The organism is Chryseobacterium indologenes, assembly GCA_016025055.1.
GTDB lineage: Bacteria > Bacteroidota > Bacteroidia > Flavobacteriales > Weeksellaceae > Chryseobacterium > Chryseobacterium indologenes.
The window spans coordinates 3,902,278-3,919,453 of record CP065590.1 but is presented as its reverse complement, the minus strand read 5'-3'; the positions used below and the strand labels follow the sequence as shown (position 1 = coordinate 3,919,453).

The window sequence follows — 17,176 nt, the reverse complement described above, 5'->3', positions numbered from 1 at the left end:
TAAGATATATCACATCAATTATTTCAAAACAATTATCACGTATTTAAATTATAATATCACGATTTTACAAAATTATTTTACAATACACTTGTTTTATATTACACTTATTGGTATATTTGTTTCACAAAATCGAATTTACAATCAAAAAATTATGTACACTGAGATACTAAGGATAATTGAAGGAGGCCTAAGCAAAGACACTAAAAAAGTCTTAAATTACTCAAAGATGCTTGCTAATAAACTTGATGGAGATGGCGACCAAAAGTTGGCAAAACTCATCCTTAAAACACTTGAAAAAGGACCTGCTACAACATTAACCATGGACGAACTTCTTACAACCCCAGTTGACCAAGAAAGCCGTTTAAGTATTGTTGATGTAGATATTCCAGCTAAGGAAAAAAATAAAATAGTACTGCCAAAACTTGTTGAAAATAAAATTAATGATTTTGTCAGTCTTGTAAATCATCAAAACGAATTAATAAGGAGCGGAATAGAAACTTCTAATACTCTTTTGCTTTTTGGAAAACCTGGAGTTGGTAAAACCAGTGTGGCCAGATATATCTCTGAAAGTACAGGACTTCCGTTAGTTATCGCGAGATTTGATGCAATCGTCTCTTCTCTCTTGGGAAATACTGCGAAAAATATTAGGAAAATTTTTGAATTTGCTGAAAACAAGCCTTGCATTCTATTTCTTGATGAATTTGATGCCATTGCCAAAGCGAGGGATGACCAATACGAATTAGGTGAACTTAAAAGAGTGATTAATAGCTTACTTCAGAATATCGATGTCTTTTCTAAAAATAATATTCTAATTGCAGCAACAAATCATCCGGAAATCCTAGACAAAGCCATTTGGAGGAGATTCAACACTGTAATTGAAATAGGGGCTCCTAGAGAGAATGAAATTGAGGAGCTGATAAAAAACTTCGTTGATGATTTTAAAACTGATTTTATTAATGATGACAAAAGAAAAGACAGACTAGTTAAACTTTTGGAAGGTAGAACTCCATCAGATATAAAGTCTATTATAAACAATGCAAAAGCTCATACTATCATCCAAAATAAAGGGATGCTTTCATACGAGGAGATTCTCATCGAATTATACGAGTTCAATAATAATGGAAATATAACCATTGAAAAGCTGGTAGAGTTTCTAAATGAAAACGGAGTTCCACAAGCTACAATAGCAGATCGTATGAAGATATCTTTAAGACAAGTAAGAAATTTTTTAAATAAGCAAGCTTAAGCCATGGATAATAAAAATTTACCAATAAAATTCTTTCAAAAGAGGCAAAAAGATGAAATGGACACTGAAGGTGGAGGAAAACGAATAATACCTCAATGGGCTTCGGAAGGACAACTATGGGAAAAATCTGAATATATCAAATCTGTTCTTATGGATGTTTCTATGTCTTTAGCTGAAAAAGTTAAAAAAAACAACTATATACCTTCTGTAGTAAAACTTAAGGTAAGCGGCGATGCACTAGCAAAAACCTATAGAAAAGAAATTGGAAATCTTTTTAATGTTGGTAAATTAAATATCATAGGTGTAAGTGGAGAAGATGAAGTACTAATTAAAATAGACAATGAATCTGACCTGAAAAATATATTAAACCGTTTTTCCGATGCCAAACTAGCATTTCCTACATACACCACTCTTGTGGGAATTTCCGCAATTAATAATATAGAAGAATTTAAGCCTCAAATTGATATTGAGGAAGAAGATGAAGGTCAAGTATATAAAGTAAAACTATTCAATTATGGAAATAAGGAATTAAACAATATACTGATTAGAAGTTTCGAAAAGTACTGTAGAGACAACGATATTGATTCTCAAAAAGCAGAATATTCCGATGAATTAAATATTTTCAGAATTAGTAGGGTTACTGCTGATGGTTTTGAGGAATTACGTGACTTTGACGGTATACAGCTGATAACAGAAATGCCTACATATAGTCTGACCTTAGATGAATTAACTGAGGAAAATGTTATTGAAATAAAACAACCAAAAGAAGGCACTAATTATCCGGTAGTAGGAGTTCTTGATACAGGAATTGCAAAGATTCCCCATCTTAATCCATGGTTACACACTAAAAGCTTTACTAAATATCATGAAGATGATATCAACAAAGGGCACGGGACTTTCGTTGCGGGTGTTTTATTATATGGTGACAATTTAGAAGGCAAGGAGTATACCGGCTTTGAAGGATGTAAGCTATTTGAAGCAATAGTAATGCCCGATTTGAAAAAGCAAAAAATATTTGAGGATGAATTAATCGAAAATATTAGAGAAGCAATAACTGACCATAATGAAATAAAAATATGGAACTTATCCTTGGGAACAGATAGAGAAGCAGATTTATATGAATTTTCAGATTTTGCTAAAGCATTAGATGAAATCCAAGAAGAGAACAACGTCTTAATCTGCAAATCTGCGGGCAATTGCAATAATTTTAGAATTAATGCACCTAAAAGCAGAATAGCAAATTCTGCTGATACTGTTAGAGGTCTTGTAGTTGGCTCCATTGCTCATGATAAATTGGAAACAGATTTTGCCGAAAAAAATAATTCTTCCCCTTTCTCCAGAATTGGCCCCGGGCCATCGAATTTAATAAAACCAGATTTAGTTCATTTTGGAGGAAATGCAGGTTTAGATATCAGCAATAAACTAGTGATAAATCCTGTCAAATCCTTTGCAATAGATGGAAGTTTAGCACACCAGGTTGGAACCAGTTTTTCCACACCCCGTGTAGCAGCCATTACAGCCGGTGTAGATTCAATGTTAAACGAGGAATTTAATTCTCTTCTATTAAAAGCATTAGTAATACATTCTTCAAAATATCCGGAGGAAATGAAAATGTCAATTGCAGAAAAAATTAATTCAACAGGATTTGGAATGCCTTCAAATATTAATGATATTTTATTTAATCAACCGAATGAAATAACATTAATTCTTCAGGATACATTAGAAAAAGGATCGTTCATTGATATTCTTGATTTTCCATTTCCTCAAAGTATGATTGATGATGATGGATATTATTATGGTGAATTAACTGTCACCTTGGTAACATCTCCAATTTTAGAAGTTTCACAAGGAGCTGAATATTGTCAATCCAATATTGATGTTTACTTGGGGAGCTATGATGAAAAAGTTGAAAAAGATATTACCCAGCCCAGAGTGAAGAATCCAATTGGCGCAGAAGGCAGACAGAATGTTTTAGCGACAAGTGTTTACAGCAAGAAAGCAATGAAAGACTTTGACACTTCTTTTGCAACTGAAAGAATGTTGGTTTCATACGGTGATAAATTTCAGCCCGTAAAAAAATGGAGTGTCAATTTTGATGACTTTACCCCAGCAAACAAAGATAAATATTTGAAGACTCCAAAAAACTGGTACTTAAAGCTGGAAGGTTTGTTCAGACATTTTACAGAGAGCAAATGTGAAATGGAAAAAACTACACCAAGCCAAGAATTTTGTTTGATAGTAACAATAAAAGACACTAAAAAGAGAGGAAATATTTATAATGAGGTTACACAGCTTTTGAACAATTTTAGCTTTGTTCATAGCAACGTAAAAATTAGAGAGGAAGTTAGACTAAGATTAAATGGATAATAATTACCAAAAAAAAAAAATAAAAAGTCTTAAAAGTTGGAGCTTTTAAGACCGATAATTTAACCGGAATGTGAAAAGCAGTGTGTAGCTTATCGGGGTTGGTAACCCTTTGGCATTCCAATACTGAATAAGTTTCGTTTTGCAAAAGTAAATGTTTTTTTTTCATAAACATTGATTTTAATAAATTTTTCAGTAAAAGTACACACCGGATAAATCCTAACTCCGTAATTGACGGGATGAATTATTAACAATTAAAATTACATTTTATGACATTCGAAGGAGCGGTAATTAAAGAGCAGGGAGTAACATTTGCAATTGTAGTGGTTAAAGAGCATGTTTTAGATAGTTCTACAGAATGCAACAGTACAAGAGGAGGTTTTCAAAGTATTTTTCCGGGATTGCCAGTTATTTTGATGGCTCAAAATAATCGTGGAATTCCAAGATACCAAGGAAGGAAAGATATAGTAAACTTCTTGGCAAATGTTCACCCTTCCAGAATCCCTTGGAAAAGGTACAATTACAATTAATTAAAAAATTAAAATTAGAAAAAATGGCAAAATACATTATTCGAAAAGCGTTAAACGGACAATATTGGTGGGTATTAAAAGCACCAAATGGAGAAACTCTATTAACAAGTGAAACCTATACAACAAAGCAAAACTGCCATAGTGGAATAGTCAGTAGTAAAGCGAGTCTTGCAGATTCTAACTTTCGAAGATTATTATCCATTAGGAATGAGCCCTATTTCACGCAAAACTCAAATAATTACCAAGTATTGGGAACAAGTGAAATGTATTCATCGACGTATGCGCGGGATAGTGGTATAGTAAGTGTAAAAAGATATGCACAGAATGCAATAATAGAGGATTTAACTTAATCATTAACCTTAAATTTAAACACGATGGCAACAAATCCACCAAATGGTGACGGACATAGAAATGGCGCCGTTAGAAGCAGAAGCCAAACATATAATCCAAAGACTGAAACTTGGGTAAAAAGAGATTCAGAAACAGGGAGATTTATGGACGTCAAAAAGGATGGAACACCATTCAAAGGTGTTCGTAAAGAAAATTAATCAAAGAGACCGTAATGCATCTGTATTATGGTCTCTTTATATTAATTATACCTTTTATATCTAGACTTTTTTCTGAAAACCTAGTAAAATTTCTTTACAATAAGGTAGTAGAAATTACGCTCTATATCCAGTAGTAAGGTTTATTTCTACGATTAAGATAACAATACATTTCCTCTTTTTTGAGCTCAGGAAAAAATTTTATAGCATCGTCTATCGCATAATTGGGAAGAAAGAAGATTTCATCTTTTAAGGTTTTGAGAACTTTTTCCCGACCATAAAAACGTATGATCTCGTCAACTTCTCTTTGCCCCCCTCTTTCAATAATACGAGTGATAACTGCAACATACATTTTTTGCCAGTCCACTTTATTTATATCCGTATCCCAAAAAAATTTTGCGTGCAGATTGGGTTTCATTGCATTGGTTACCCTATTTTTCATACTATAAATTTACTGAATTTCATTAGTTTATGCAATAATTATCGGCGAAAACCTCTACCCTTTTTTGGTGGCTTCTTTCCATTTTCCTGTTTAAGTTTTATCTCAAATTTCAGTTCAGGATTAACAGCTGCTTTTTTCAAACGCTCTGACATTCTTGGCCAATTGTTCTCTTTTCCTTTCATCATTGAAACATCAAAAGCCTTATCAAAATCAATATTGCCAAAAAAGGAAAGTGCATAAGCAGCTAAAAAATCATGACCGTCATATTTTTTTTCATATGCCTGAAGATAGTCTTTAAGTGGTTTCTCTTCCAAGAGAAAATACATGTCCACAAAATCTTTTAACCTTTTTCCACTCTGAAAAATGGCATGTAGCTTCATCGCTCCAATATCCTCATTAGAGATCATTCGAATACCTTCGTTCATTTCTACAGGATTTAATAAAGGATATTTGTGGGTAACGATATCAACCTTTATATCATCAATATGGGTAAGTACTGTATTGGTAAAAAGTCTGCTTTCCGTAATGATGGCACCATAGTTTTGATTCAGGTAATAAAGCATCTCCTGTGAATCAAAATCTTTTGTGGTGAACAAATCTATATCTACTGATTTTCTATGTCCGACTTTTAGAGATAATGCTGTACCTCCGACTAGGATGTAATCCTTAAATTTTTCATCTTTCATTAATTTCTGGAGTAGTTCCCACATTTCTCTGCTGACAGTTTCTTTGTATAGCATAAGGAATCATTTTTTGGGAATTTATTCCCGAAAATGATCCGCTTCTCTAAATTGGAAGTTACTGTCCTCTTATGTCTTTAATTATCCTAATGGTGTATTGAATAGAATATTGGCAAACTTTTCCCTTTCAATAAAAAGAAATAATATCAAGTCAGACTTTATTATGAAAAAGTCTGATATTCTACATAATAAATAAAATATGTTTGTGATAATTTTAGTATTTTTATTAATGAGTCATTAATCAATGAAAACCATAATTATTCATCGATAAAGTATTAACCGCTAATGAATACCTAAAATTCTTAAATTATGAAAAAGATCGATTACGGAATCAATAATGTGCTGAGATCATTATCCCGAAAGCAATTGAAATGTATTACAGGGGGCGATATTCCTGGAACCAAGCCGGAATGTTACGACACTCAACCATGTATACTGGTCTATACCGATCAATATAACATTTCTACAACTTTTCAGGGAAGATGTGATACAGGACCGAATGGATGTTACTGTAGATTTGATAAACCAGTGCCCTTACCTCTAACCTCAAACGGAGGGGTAAGCCGATGTACTAAACCTCCCATGTAATATTCCGATTACAGCAAAATGAAGTTAGAATTTAATGAAGAAAAATGAGGCCATTAACAATATTGTTACTGAGTGGGATTATGCTATCGTGCAGCGACCGATTTCAATCCAAAATCATAGGAGAAGTCACAGGAATTCCTGCTGATAAAGTATACCTTATCGATGCATATGACTCGAAAAAACGAGTGGATTCCACAGATTATAAAAATGGAAAATTTGAGTTCATAATTGAAGATAACAAGGAACCTTTTTTAGCGAGTATCGCATATATGACCAAAGAAAATGAAATGATGAAATTGGCATATAGGAATAATAAGCTCAGCATAAATGGGAAAAGAAACGGGGTGGCAGCATTTATGACCGACGATGGAACCATTACGATCAAGGGCGACTGGACAGGCGTGACATCAATTTTCGATACCAAGCATCTTGAAATCAATGCAGGACCACAAAATGATTATTTCCAGAAGTATATACACAGCAATATCGGTGCGATAAAAAACAGCAGCGCAGAAATACACAGAATCATGTTTGGTCGCATTAAGGAAAGGGTTTTGGAGAATCCATCCTCTTTTTTTCTATTGGGTGAAATAGAAAAAAATAAAAGTTTCTACCATAGATCCGAATTGAAAGAACTTATAAGTCACTTTGATCAGAGGGTACAGTCTTCTTCCCAGGCAAAGATTTTGCAGAAGTATGCGAGCTACATGAAGGAAGGAGACGAAACAACTGATCCATTAAGCCTAAAAGGACCCAACAGCGTAGTAAAAGCAAATATTAATCGAAATAAAAAATTGAATATGCTTGTTTTTTGGGCCAGCTGGTGTATTCCCTGCCGCTCGGAAATTCCTCAGATAAGAAAAATAAAGAAAGAATTTAAATCTCCTGATTTTTATATTGCCAGTATCTCTATTGACAGAAAAAAGAAGACTGGCTGAACGCCTTAAAAGTTGAAAAAAATGGATTGGGATCAGTTTATCATCAATAGAGATGATGATCTTAAATTAAATGCACAGTATGATTATTCTGCCATACCACTTGTTGTTTTTACTGATCAGAACCTAAAAATATTGAAACGTTCCACCGGAGCGTCAAGCGACGCTGTGGAGGAATTCGGCAGTTTTATTAAATCATTATTGGTAAAAAGTACCCAATAATTTTTTTTAAAACTACATTTGCTATCTATATCATCCATAAATAATATTTCTGTTAGTCTGCTATCAATCGTTAGAACAGAGGTTTATTTCTGTCCTTATATATCTTGTGGATTAATTCTTCAAATTCCTTAAAATGATGCTCAATAATATTATCAACGTAAGCATACATGGTGAGCCGGTCAATTTCAAGTCCTGCTATCAGCTTTAAAAACTTCTGGTGGAATTCAGGACGGATGTATACAGTTCTTCCTTTGCTTGCGTTTTGTTTTGGAATTTTAAAGAAGGTCTCAAAATATTCTTTCTCCGTTACTCTCAAAGACTTTGACAGCCTGGTTCCACTGACACGTGATTGATTTCTGATCGGTTCAGTATCATTTGGGATGTCAGCTGACATCGCACGCTTTAAATAATCATCATCAGTTACAGGCTGGGTAATATTATTTGTTTCCGACCTTTTATCATTCTCATTTGAATTTCCTTCTTGCTCATGAGAATCATTTTCTTTGTTTTGAGGATTTAGGTTTTCATTTTTCATACATTGAAAGATTAAATGTTTGTAATATTTGCGGGCTATGCATTTTTTTATTGTGAACTTTTACAGTATTACAGTTTCAGCCAGTTCTATAATCAGCTTACGCTAGATCTTAGGATCACTATTTAAGCATAACAAATTATAATGTCATCATATGAATAGGTTTTCATTTCAGCCTCATATCATTTACAATTCTAATTTGATAGTGATATATAAAGTTATAATGCCAGCGATATGACAAATTAACTCAATGAATTCAAATGTTATTGTTCAAATGTATTGAAAGGCAGTATTTGTCCTTCGTTGTCCTAGAAAAGTTAATGAAGTATGACCAGTACGGAATTCTGGGATAAATACATTCTCACAGGAGGATTAAACATACTCAATGAGATACCCTTAAATCCCTGGTTAAGAATACCCAACTTTTACTTATATTTACCTTTAAAAATAAATAGCTATGGGGAAATTTTTACTCAGTCATCCTATATTCCCGAAGACGATCAGGCCAGAATCACTAAACTGGCAACATATGGTGTGATGGAAACACATAATAACCCCGCATTTGATACAATTGCAGGTATTGCAGCAGATATTTTTGGTTCATCAGGAGCCTTCGTCAATTTTGTTGATTCCGAAACAGTTTTCTTTAAAGCTAATCTAAGCTCATTTCCCAGTAATCATGTAGAAAGACAGCACAGTCTATGTTCCCTTACCGTTCTATCTGATGATATTACGATTATATATGATACCCATCTTTATGATGATCTTAGAGAGAATCCATATGTTTGTTGTGATGGAGGTATACGATTCTATGCAGGAGCACCCATAGTGACCGAGGATGGATATAGAATCGGTACTGTCTGTGTTATAGACAGTGTACCAAGAAAGGAAGTCACCGATTTACAGTGCTCTATCCTTAAAAAACTGGTGTCTTTGGCGCTGGATAAATTAGAGTCTATGAAAGCAAAACGTATGTTAGCTAAAGTGGCTGATGACCGCTTTCACCATGTTGCTCATGATTTATTTAATCCACTAACAGTTATTACTCTTTCGGCTCAACAGATCCAGAGGCAAACGCCGAAAACCGAATCGAGATATAAATTTGCTTCAACCATTTTTGAGAAAGCAAAATCGATAGAATATAATATCAGCAACATGCTTAAAGATGATCTTTCAGAGGGGAAATATATGCATCTCTCGATCGTTTCCTTTGAAACGGGTGACATCATCAATTGTTTAAGCAAAAATTTCAGCCATATTCTAAAAAATAAAGAACAACATCTGGACGTTTTCAGCACTGGCAATTTGAACATTACGGGAGACAAACAGCGTATCATCGATATTTTGGGCAATTTTCTCAGCAATGCATCTAAATATTCATCAGCAGGTTCAAAAATCACCCTTAAATGTGAGGAACAGCCACATACGGTGGTTTTTAGTGTGACAGATCAGGGCCAGGGGATTTGCCCCTCTGAAATTGGCTTACTTTTTAAAAAATTCTCCTGTCTATCATCAAGACCTACCGCAAATGAAAGGTCTCATGGTCTTGGTCTTTATTCTGCAAAAATACTTGCCGATCTGCATCATGGAAAGGTATGGGCCAAAAGTGCCGGAAAGGATTTAGGAAGTTCTTTCTTCCTAGAGCTCCCTAAAGATTAAATCTATTCCATATCTCCATTCTCTCTGAAGATCAACTTTTTCTGCAATTATCTCCTTAATTCCTATCATCTCAGCCGATAGAAAGTAGGGATCGATTAATCGCTCATTCTCTTTTTATATATACATACCGTTTTCTCTAAAAATATTATACTGTCATAGTTTCAACTCGTAATACAGTCAGTTATTTTACGTTACAGCTAATTACCATTTTAGGAGCATCACAAATTATAAAGTCATCATGTTAGCGTGTAATGATTTCATCTTCATATAATTTTATGATTTAATTTGTCAGCAATATATAAAGCTATAATGTCAGCGATATGACAAATTAACTCAATGAATTCCAGTATTATTTTAAGGATGTATTGACGGGCAGTATTTTTCCTTTATTGACTTAATGCAGTAATTATAAGATTGAGTGATTAGGAAACCGAAGGACAAATACAGCCACTCAATGTCATACTTCCCCCTCACTTTATTCGCTTTGCTATATTCTGAAAAATAGATATAGCAAATGAACTGTAAGCAATTAAATTCCATAGGGCTGGAAGAAGTCCTCGCTTTTCTCGGACACCTTCCAACCCGACAAAATGAAAAAGAAGCATGGTATCTCAGTCCTTTTGGTCCTGAATCCCGTGCCTCTTTTAAAGTGGATAAGCCGAATAATCTTTGGTATCTCTTTTCAGAAGGAGCTGGCGGTACTACTACCGATTTTATTCAGAAATACCTAAATACATCGGTAAAAGAAGCTTTAGCGTGGGCATCCGATCAAAACTTTTCTTCTTTTCACCAGCAAAACAAGACATTAAAATCCAATCCTAATTACCGTATAGACAGGATTATGGATATTGCTCATCCCAATCTTTTATCCTATCTCCATGAGCGGGGCTTAAGTGCGAAAGTGTATCCTTTTATCAAAGAATTGTGGTTTACCATAGAAAATAAACAGCTTTATGCGATAGGATTTAAGAATAACTCTGACGGTTGGGAGCTTAGAAATGCTTTCTACAAAGGGGCTTTACTTAAAAAGGATATTTCGGTTTTACCTTTCTTTTCGAATCCTGCGGCAATCAATAGTAACGAAACCGGAAACAACATCCCTAACCGGAAAGTGGCCGTTTTTGAAGGGTTTACCGATGCCCTGTCCTTTATCGAAATGCAGAAATCTTTTCAGGGAGATCTGCTGATATTAAATTCTACGGCAATGCTTAAAAAGGCTTTAACGGTGATTGATTCGTATTCAGAGATCAGCCTGTTTTTGGACAATGATAAAACCGGAATGGGGTGCAGGGATACGATCATTGATCGCGTCCCCCATGCCAAAGACTTCTCCCACATCTATTCGGAGCATAAAGACTTAAACGAGTATCTCATCGCAAAAAGAAAGAATCATCCTCATGAGACAATCAATACACAGATAACAACTGCATCGAAAAACGAACATATAGAAAAACAAAATGAGTGCAGAGACGAAACAAACAGGATAAAAAAGGTGTGCGCAGGAGAATGTAGCACTGTGCTTTTTACCAACTGTCTGCAAAAGTTAGGAGCTCATTCGCAACTTTGAAGGTCGGTACCCTTCCAACAAAGTTTCTACTTCGCCCGCAGGGGCTAAAAAAGCAGTCTTTTAGAATGCTCAATCAGAAGACGATTGAATTGAATCAATCAACAATATAAACTAGACATTTATGTTGATCCAAAGTTATGAAAATTAGTTTAAGCCAACTTTTATGAAAACATCCATCAATTTTAAAGCTGTTAAATCCGATTCTGAAGTTCATAATTTCCGCAGGAAAACTTTTGATTATATCCGCAAAGAGCTGACTCCCCTAAATCAATACTGGCAGGAAGATAAAATAACGGACAGGATTCAAAAAATAGAAGCTTACTGTAAAGAAAAATCAGGAAGAAAATTACAGAAAAATGCTATGCCTGTGCGTGAAGCAGTAGTGGTTATAAAAGAAGATACAACGATTCAAGACCTTCATGATCTCTCTAAAAGACTGGAACAGGAACTCGGAATACGAGTATTTCAGATCGCCATCCATAAAGATGAAGGACACTTTGATAAAGAATCAAAAGAGTGGAAACCAAATTTCCATGCGCATCTTGTTGCAGACTGGCAGGATCCGAAGACGGGTAAAACGTTAAAACACCAATCTTTCCATTATTCTAAAATGCAGGATCTGGCTGCTGAGTGTTTGGGTATGGAAAGAGGGATTTCAGGATCAATAGGGAGACTGGAAGCGGTTGAATTCAAAATACAAAAAAAAGAAGAGGAACTAAAAGCATTGGAAGAGAAAGTAGATCAAATGAAAAAGCATCTCGGTTCTGGAAAGTTCAACGACCTTATTGTTAATGACACTAATTTTTTTGGAGTGCAGCAAATCAAGACCAAAGAGACGATCGCTAATTTTGGCAATACTTTTAAGTTGTATAACACGGAATTACTAAAAAACAGTAATGAGCTTGATAGTAAAACAAGACAGATTACAGAGCTTCACAAAGAAATAACAGATCTAAAAAAAGAAAATGTTCAGCTTAAAGGCAAAAACACAGCACTTTTGACAAATGCAGATGTTTTTGCTTTGGAAAAGAAAAAAATATTTGGATTCTGTTGTAGATGCACTTGAAAAGGCGATCCGTTCTCATCGGTTTAAAAATCCTCTCACAAACAAATGGGATGATAAGGATCTTTTGCGGGAGATGAATGAAATATGCAAAGAGTTTTCTCAAAAAAATCATATTCCATTTTCCGCTTTAGAACAGATATTTACCATAACTGAATTAGCAGCAGGTCTGTTTTCACTGTTAAGGCTGGGAGACGGAAATGATATTGATCCGGAATACATTCCGGTACCTAGGAAAAAAAAGAAAAGAAGGAATATCAGGTAATAGTAAAAAGACGATAACGGTTTTCATGTACCCCATCAGCTTTATAAGCCCCATTAAGTTCTGATCGTATTTGCTGACAATAATTTCTTATAAATATTTCCTTGTTTGATTATAAAAATATAATTTAGATACTGATAAGCTTTTACATTACAAAGTCTTAGAGTTGTATTAATTAATAAATGACGAGGAATTTTTAAGAAGGAGGTCAAATGAATGCACATACTATTCAATTGTTCGACAAGCTCATGGAGCAATCTATGGCGCGTTTTTCTGAACTTCCTGTTGTTAAAACAGCAGTTTATACTGATAATACCTGCCATTTAGCTGACAAGGTCAAGTATGTAACACAGCTATATGTAGAATGCTTTAAGAATTTCGGATGGCTCCCAAAAGAAATACCATTTTACAATCGGATTGTATATGGCGACACTAAATCACTAAGTGAAGTTATCCCAAAAGATCCGGTACTTTCTCAAGTATTTGATTATCTTCCTAAAGATAAAAGTATACCTCTTGAGTCTCCCGCTGCTTTTCATAGGCACTTTGTTATTTTGCCTGACTTTTATTCAGTCAGTGGCATATTATGGGTTAATAGTGCACAACAACTGTTTATGTGTTTATCAGAGTGCTCCGTTGTCAGAGATACAGTCATCATCTCTCCTGGTCGCTACGCTTATTTATCTGAACTATTAGAACAGTATGACCCTCTTCTAAACCCTTCACTCCGAGAATGGATCAAAGAAAAAGAAATAAGCTTTAATAAGCTTCAAAGAGATTCCAAATCGTATTGGGGTGATACTTTCTATAGTTATTATATGAAAACGAAAGTAATAGAAGCTATAGGGGAGATTCTTTTTACCTCCAAGACATTAAAAGAAATTGCGTTACATCAGAAGTTTGGTAAATATTCAACGCTGTATAAAACTTTTAAAAGGTACGGTATTGATCTTACTAAAGTTTCCAGATTCTCTAAAGTCTGATCGCGCATATGATCAGCTTAGGTCAGCGGCACAATATTGATCTATTACCCAATAAAGACCTGAATTCTCTATAATATGAAACTCATACATTAGGTGATTGTTATTGAAAAATAATTCAATAATCACAGAATGATTTTTTACTTTTACTCTACCAATAGCTTTATACCGTTATGAAATCCCATGATGCTATCGATGAAAAGGAACTGCTGCTTAGGCTTCGGGAGGGCGATGGAATTGCATTTGAACTCCTCTACGACAAGTATAAAGAGACATTGGCAAGAAAACTTTTTAGAATTTTAAAATCCTGGGACAATACCCAGGAAATTTTACAGGAAGTTTTCGTCAGTGTTTAGGAGCACCGAAAAAGAATAAAACCGATCTTTCTTTTGCTGCCTATCTTCATACTATAGCAACCCATCTATCAGCTGAATATTTCAGAAAACTGGCCCATGACAGAGAATTGGTAGAGCGTTTTTGGCTCAATGTCATTACAGAACATGATCCGCAGGAACTTGGCACTCAGATTATGGCGGATCAGGAGCTTATGCGTACCATTGATCAGCTTCCCCCACAGAGAAAAGCTGTTTTTAGCCTGTGTAAACTGGAAGGCAAAAGTTATAAAGAGGTAAGCAGTATGTTTTCTATTTCTGAAGCAGCTGTTAATGATCACATCACAAAAGCCAATAAATTCTTTCTCAAAAATTATAATAAGTCACTCCCTGTTTTTTTTTCAATAATAATTTATAATGCTCAAAAATAATCTCACTGAAATACAGGAGATTATATATGATTTCTATTTTTTATGCTTTCCAGAGCTATTGATTTATAGCCTAATTCCATATTATCCTAAAACAAATATTAAAAACACATCCGGATATGCAGGAACTTTTTGAAAAATATTTATCGGGATGATTACCAAAGAAGAATATAAAAGGCTCCTTGATCATTTTTCCCTTGTTGGTAACCCGAAAGATATCCACTCTCTTATTCTCAGAGCCATAGAACAGGAACAGCAGGATGAGGCCAGTAATCCTGTAGGCCTTGAGAAAACACTTAGCCGTACCGACATCCATATTTATAAAATTACTCGAAGAAATAATACCCGCAAAACGTTGGTCAAAAGGATATTTCCATATATATCAGCCGCAGTACTTCTTATGGTAGGTATATTTTCCTATGTCTTTTTATCAGAAATCCGAAAGAGTTACAAAAAACTACTTCCAGCATTGCAAAAGATGACATAATACCGGCAAGACATACAGCTGTCCTTTCACTGTCTTCTGGTAAATCCTACAACTTATCAGATCGTAAAAATGGAATTATAACCGATGAAAAAGCGATACATTATTCGGGAGGTGAAAAAATTGCCGATACTAAGAATAACGAAACTGTGCAGGTTACTGTTCCCAGGGGAGGACAGTATAGTCTTTATTTACCTGACGGTGCAAAAGTGATTCTTAATTCTGAATCGTCCATTTCTTTTCCCGTAAGCTTCAGCTGTTCAACACGAGAGATTAATATGAAGGGAGAGGCTTATTTTGAGGTAGCTCATAACTCCAGGCGCCCTTTTATTGTTAAAACCGTAGAGCAGAGTATAAAAGTTTGGGGACTAAATTTAATCTCTATTCCTATAGTCCTGAAGATGTCGTCACAACATTATCGGGATATACTAACAAGCTTGACTTTAAATTTGATTTAACGTTTTTCAGTTTTTATAAACAACAAATCCTTCATAGATATTTATTACCACAATCTAAACATACAATTACTGTTCATAAAATCTTTTAAATAAAAATTAAATTTATTTGGTTAATTTAATTAACTACTTTACATTTGCATTTAATTAAATTATAAAACTTATGGAAAATGAACAATTAGATCCTAAGAAAAGCTTAGATATTATTCAGAATGCTATATCGCAAACGAGATTTGAAAAAACAGACGCCTATTTTTATTTAATTAATTGGGGAATAATACTGTTTATATACTTTTTTCTGCATTATTTAGGTGGAAAATTTGAATTCTTTAAAATGCTATTAGGATTTTCAACACTCTTATTTCTTATAGGTGCTATGATCTCCATATGGCATAGTAAAAGAATGAATAAAAAGAAATTGTTAAACCCGTCAATGATAGTCTATTTATGTATACATGGGGAGGAATAGGATTGTGTATAGGCTTATGGATGATAAATTATAAAATATTTGACCAAAGTCTGTATTTGGGTTTACTTATGTTATTATTCGGTTTAGCCTCATTTATCACCGGAGGTGTTACAAAATTTCGTTTATCTGTGATATGTGGTGTTCTTACTATGATTATTTCAGCAGTAATTCCCTTATTAAATTTTTCTAATCAGTTTCTAGCAACATGTATCGGCATAATGTTATCCTGTATTATTCCTGGTTTTGCAATGTTTTATAAAATAAAGAAAAAGAAATATGTTTAAGGATTTAAACCCAATTTTGCATTCTCAATTAAGGCTTGCGATAATTTCAATTCTTGCAAGCGTAGAAGAAGCTGAGTTTGTTTATTTAAGAGAAAAAACAGGAGCCACTTCAGGAAATTTAAGTTTACAACTTGATAAACTCAGAAAAAATGGATATATCGAAATAAAAAAAGGTTTCAAAAACAACTACCCGCTCACTACTTGCCAAATAACTGAGGAAGGTATGGAAGCACTAAAAGAATATACTCAAAATATTAAAAATTATCTAAATCTATAAATATGAAAAATATACTATTAAAAATTTTATTATGTATTTCAGCTAATTGTGCTGCTCAGAACAGCGATTTTTCAAATATTGAAAACTTCGTACCTGGTCACCGTTCTATTTATCTAAATGCAGAAAGTTCAACAGAAATTAATCCCGGAAGTTCGGGCGAAAATATTACTTGGGATTTTAGAAATCTTGTATTTAAAGTAAAAGATACAGCTGCTCAACAAATCATAAAAATTGATGAAACCTCTCATAAATTAGATTACCCAAAAGCAACAATAGCAGAAAAGAATAGTGATGGGTCTTGGGTATTCATTGAAAGAACAGAAAATGAAAGTTTAGTATGGGGAGTTATTACAGCACAAGGACTAGAAATGAAATATGTAACTCCATATAAATTTCTAAAAAAACCTATCAAATTTGGAGAATCTTTTACAGGCATTGCAAAACGTGAATATGAAGTCCGCAACACCAAAATCACTGGTACAAACAATTATTCTACATTAGTCGATGGAACTGGACACCTTGTGTTGAAAGATAAAAAATATGAGAATGTTATCCGCTTAAAATTTATTCAAGAGTTCAATGATGGGGTTGGTGACAATGCGACAAAAGTTCGAATTGAGAGTTATGTGTGGTTTGATAATTTACACAAAGCAGCTGTTTTGAAAATTGATAATTTAAGTGTTACAAATAAATGGTATAATAATAAAAGTTACAATATTTCTTTTCTTTTAGATGAAAAAAACCTAAATTAGGCAAAAACAATAACTTCAAC

The 17,176-nt window shown here is 34.0% G+C and carries 22 protein-coding genes; 19 read left to right on the top strand and 3 right to left on the bottom strand.

Annotated elements, in window-relative coordinates; genetic code table 11:
• Positions 1-151: 151 nt before the first annotated feature.
• From H3Z85_18030 to H3Z85_18010, 5 genes are all read left to right on the top strand, one after another.
• Positions 152-1,246, top strand: coding sequence for an ATP-binding protein (locus tag H3Z85_18030; GenBank protein QPQ51208.1), 1,095 nt, complete (start codon positions 152-154; stop codon positions 1,244-1,246).
• A 3-nt stretch (positions 1,247-1,249) separates the two neighbouring features.
• The gene (locus H3Z85_18025; protein ID QPQ51207.1) at positions 1,250-3,613 is read left to right on the top strand and encodes a S8 family peptidase; all 2,364 of its coding nucleotides are present in this window, start codon (positions 1,250-1,252) and stop codon (positions 3,611-3,613) included.
• Between the two features lie 266 nt (positions 3,614-3,879).
• Complete coding sequence (locus H3Z85_18020) at positions 3,880-4,140, top strand: hypothetical protein (protein ID QPQ51206.1); 261 nt, start codon at positions 3,880-3,882, stop codon at positions 4,138-4,140.
• A gap of 23 nt (positions 4,141-4,163) precedes the next feature.
• Positions 4,164-4,490: a YegP family protein gene (locus H3Z85_18015; protein QPQ53938.1), complete on the top strand. Its 327-nt coding sequence runs from the start codon at positions 4,164-4,166 to the stop codon at positions 4,488-4,490.
• A 24-nt stretch (positions 4,491-4,514) separates the two neighbouring features.
• Complete coding sequence (locus H3Z85_18010) at positions 4,515-4,688, top strand: hypothetical protein (GenBank protein QPQ51205.1); 174 nt, start codon at positions 4,515-4,517, stop codon at positions 4,686-4,688.
• A 121-nt stretch (positions 4,689-4,809) separates the two neighbouring features.
• On the opposite strand, the gene H3Z85_18005 is transcribed toward H3Z85_18010, so the two are convergent.
• Complete coding sequence (locus H3Z85_18005) at positions 4,810-5,127, bottom strand: hypothetical protein (protein ID QPQ51204.1); 318 nt, start codon at positions 5,125-5,127, stop codon at positions 4,810-4,812.
• 38 nt (positions 5,128-5,165) lie between these two features.
• Positions 5,166-5,867, bottom strand: a complete 702-nt coding sequence (locus tag H3Z85_18000; GenBank protein ID QPQ51203.1) for a nucleotidyl transferase AbiEii/AbiGii toxin family protein — start codon at positions 5,865-5,867, stop codon at positions 5,166-5,168.
• Between the two features lie 309 nt (positions 5,868-6,176).
• Here H3Z85_18000 and H3Z85_17995 point away from each other — a divergent pair, with 309 nt between their 5' ends.
• Genes H3Z85_17995 through H3Z85_17985 form a run of 3 tightly spaced genes read left to right on the top strand, consistent with a single transcriptional unit; the run spans position 6,177 to position 7,612 of the window.
• Positions 6,177-6,455: a hypothetical protein gene (locus H3Z85_17995; protein QPQ51202.1), complete on the top strand. Its 279-nt coding sequence runs from the start codon at positions 6,177-6,179 to the stop codon at positions 6,453-6,455.
• 44 nt (positions 6,456-6,499) lie between these two features.
• Complete coding sequence (locus tag H3Z85_17990; protein QPQ51201.1) at positions 6,500-7,393, top strand: AhpC/TSA family protein; 894 nt, start codon at positions 6,500-6,502, stop codon at positions 7,391-7,393.
• Between the two features lie 21 nt (positions 7,394-7,414).
• Positions 7,415-7,612: a hypothetical protein gene (locus H3Z85_17985; GenBank protein ID QPQ51200.1), complete on the top strand. Its 198-nt coding sequence runs from the start codon at positions 7,415-7,417 to the stop codon at positions 7,610-7,612.
• Between the two features lie 70 nt (positions 7,613-7,682).
• On the opposite strand, the gene H3Z85_17980 is transcribed toward H3Z85_17985, so the two are convergent.
• Positions 7,683-8,147, bottom strand: coding sequence for a DUF3408 domain-containing protein (locus tag H3Z85_17980; GenBank protein QPQ51199.1), 465 nt, complete (start codon positions 8,145-8,147; stop codon positions 7,683-7,685).
• Between the two features lie 324 nt (positions 8,148-8,471).
• Between H3Z85_17980 and H3Z85_17975 the strand changes: the two genes are divergently transcribed.
• The 11 genes from H3Z85_17975 (at position 8,472) to H3Z85_17925 (ending at position 17,156) form a co-directional block, all read left to right on the top strand.
• Complete coding sequence (locus H3Z85_17975; protein QPQ51198.1) at positions 8,472-9,803, top strand: GAF domain-containing sensor histidine kinase; 1,332 nt, start codon at positions 8,472-8,474, stop codon at positions 9,801-9,803.
• Between the two features lie 514 nt (positions 9,804-10,317).
• Positions 10,318-11,370 (top strand): toprim domain-containing protein, encoded by a 1,053-nt coding sequence (locus tag H3Z85_17970; GenBank protein QPQ51197.1) that lies wholly within the window; start codon positions 10,318-10,320, stop codon positions 11,368-11,370.
• A 163-nt stretch (positions 11,371-11,533) separates the two neighbouring features.
• Complete coding sequence (locus H3Z85_17965) at positions 11,534-12,436, top strand: hypothetical protein (protein ID QPQ51196.1); 903 nt, start codon at positions 11,534-11,536, stop codon at positions 12,434-12,436.
• A complete protein-coding gene (locus H3Z85_17960) occupies positions 12,411-12,698 on the top strand; it encodes a hypothetical protein (protein ID QPQ51195.1) in 288 nt (95 codons plus the stop codon). The genes H3Z85_17965 and H3Z85_17960 overlap by 26 nt, the downstream gene beginning before the upstream one ends.
• A gap of 209 nt (positions 12,699-12,907) precedes the next feature.
• On the top strand, positions 12,908-13,678 hold the full coding sequence (locus H3Z85_17955) for a hypothetical protein (protein ID QPQ51194.1): 771 nt from the start codon (positions 12,908-12,910) through the stop codon (positions 13,676-13,678).
• Between the two features lie 170 nt (positions 13,679-13,848).
• A complete protein-coding gene (locus H3Z85_17950; protein QPQ51193.1) occupies positions 13,849-14,031 on the top strand; it encodes a hypothetical protein in 183 nt (60 codons plus the stop codon).
• A 107-nt stretch (positions 14,032-14,138) separates the two neighbouring features.
• The gene (locus H3Z85_17945; GenBank protein ID QPQ51192.1) at positions 14,139-14,438 is read left to right on the top strand and encodes a hypothetical protein; all 300 of its coding nucleotides are present in this window, start codon (positions 14,139-14,141) and stop codon (positions 14,436-14,438) included.
• Between the two features lie 148 nt (positions 14,439-14,586).
• Entirely contained in the window at positions 14,587-14,922 is a 336-nt protein-coding gene (locus H3Z85_17940) for a hypothetical protein (protein QPQ51191.1), read from the top strand.
• A 146-nt stretch (positions 14,923-15,068) separates the two neighbouring features.
• Complete coding sequence (locus H3Z85_17935) at positions 15,069-15,377, top strand: FecR domain-containing protein (GenBank protein QPQ51190.1); 309 nt, start codon at positions 15,069-15,071, stop codon at positions 15,375-15,377.
• A gap of 742 nt (positions 15,378-16,119) precedes the next feature.
• Positions 16,120-16,404: a transcriptional regulator gene (locus H3Z85_17930; protein QPQ51189.1), complete on the top strand. Its 285-nt coding sequence runs from the start codon at positions 16,120-16,122 to the stop codon at positions 16,402-16,404.
• A 2-nt stretch (positions 16,405-16,406) separates the two neighbouring features.
• Complete coding sequence (locus tag H3Z85_17925; GenBank protein QPQ51188.1) at positions 16,407-17,156, top strand: hypothetical protein; 750 nt, start codon at positions 16,407-16,409, stop codon at positions 17,154-17,156.
• Positions 17,157-17,176 lie beyond the last annotated feature (20 nt).

Coding starts and splice junctions, on each gene's coding strand:
- H3Z85_18030 (QPQ51208.1), top strand. CDS start 152: ATGTACACTGAGATACTAAGGATAATTGAAGGAGGCCTAAGCAAAGAC.
- H3Z85_18025 (QPQ51207.1), top strand. CDS start 1,250: ATGGATAATAAAAATTTACCAATAAAATTCTTTCAAAAGAGGCAAAAA.
- H3Z85_18020 (QPQ51206.1), top strand. CDS start 3,880: ATGACATTCGAAGGAGCGGTAATTAAAGAGCAGGGAGTAACATTTGCA.
- H3Z85_18015 (QPQ53938.1), top strand. CDS start 4,164: ATGGCAAAATACATTATTCGAAAAGCGTTAAACGGACAATATTGGTGG.
- H3Z85_18010 (QPQ51205.1), top strand. CDS start 4,515: ATGGCAACAAATCCACCAAATGGTGACGGACATAGAAATGGCGCCGTT.
- H3Z85_18005 (QPQ51204.1), bottom strand. CDS start 5,127: ATGAAAAATAGGGTAACCAATGCAATGAAACCCAATCTGCACGCAAAA.
- H3Z85_18000 (QPQ51203.1), bottom strand. CDS start 5,867: ATGCTATACAAAGAAACTGTCAGCAGAGAAATGTGGGAACTACTCCAG.
- H3Z85_17995 (QPQ51202.1), top strand. CDS start 6,177: ATGAAAAAGATCGATTACGGAATCAATAATGTGCTGAGATCATTATCC.
- H3Z85_17990 (QPQ51201.1), top strand. CDS start 6,500: ATGAGGCCATTAACAATATTGTTACTGAGTGGGATTATGCTATCGTGC.
- H3Z85_17985 (QPQ51200.1), top strand. CDS start 7,415: ATGGATTGGGATCAGTTTATCATCAATAGAGATGATGATCTTAAATTA.
- H3Z85_17980 (QPQ51199.1), bottom strand. CDS start 8,147: ATGAAAAATGAAAACCTAAATCCTCAAAACAAAGAAAATGATTCTCAT.
- H3Z85_17975 (QPQ51198.1), top strand. CDS start 8,472: ATGACCAGTACGGAATTCTGGGATAAATACATTCTCACAGGAGGATTA.
- H3Z85_17970 (QPQ51197.1), top strand. CDS start 10,318: ATGAACTGTAAGCAATTAAATTCCATAGGGCTGGAAGAAGTCCTCGCT.
- H3Z85_17965 (QPQ51196.1), top strand. CDS start 11,534: ATGAAAACATCCATCAATTTTAAAGCTGTTAAATCCGATTCTGAAGTT.
- H3Z85_17955 (QPQ51194.1), top strand. CDS start 12,908: ATGAATGCACATACTATTCAATTGTTCGACAAGCTCATGGAGCAATCT.
- H3Z85_17950 (QPQ51193.1), top strand. CDS start 13,849: ATGAAATCCCATGATGCTATCGATGAAAAGGAACTGCTGCTTAGGCTT.
- H3Z85_17940 (QPQ51191.1), top strand. CDS start 14,587: ATGATTACCAAAGAAGAATATAAAAGGCTCCTTGATCATTTTTCCCTT.
- H3Z85_17930 (QPQ51189.1), top strand. CDS start 16,120: ATGTTTAAGGATTTAAACCCAATTTTGCATTCTCAATTAAGGCTTGCG.
- H3Z85_17925 (QPQ51188.1), top strand. CDS start 16,407: ATGAAAAATATACTATTAAAAATTTTATTATGTATTTCAGCTAATTGT.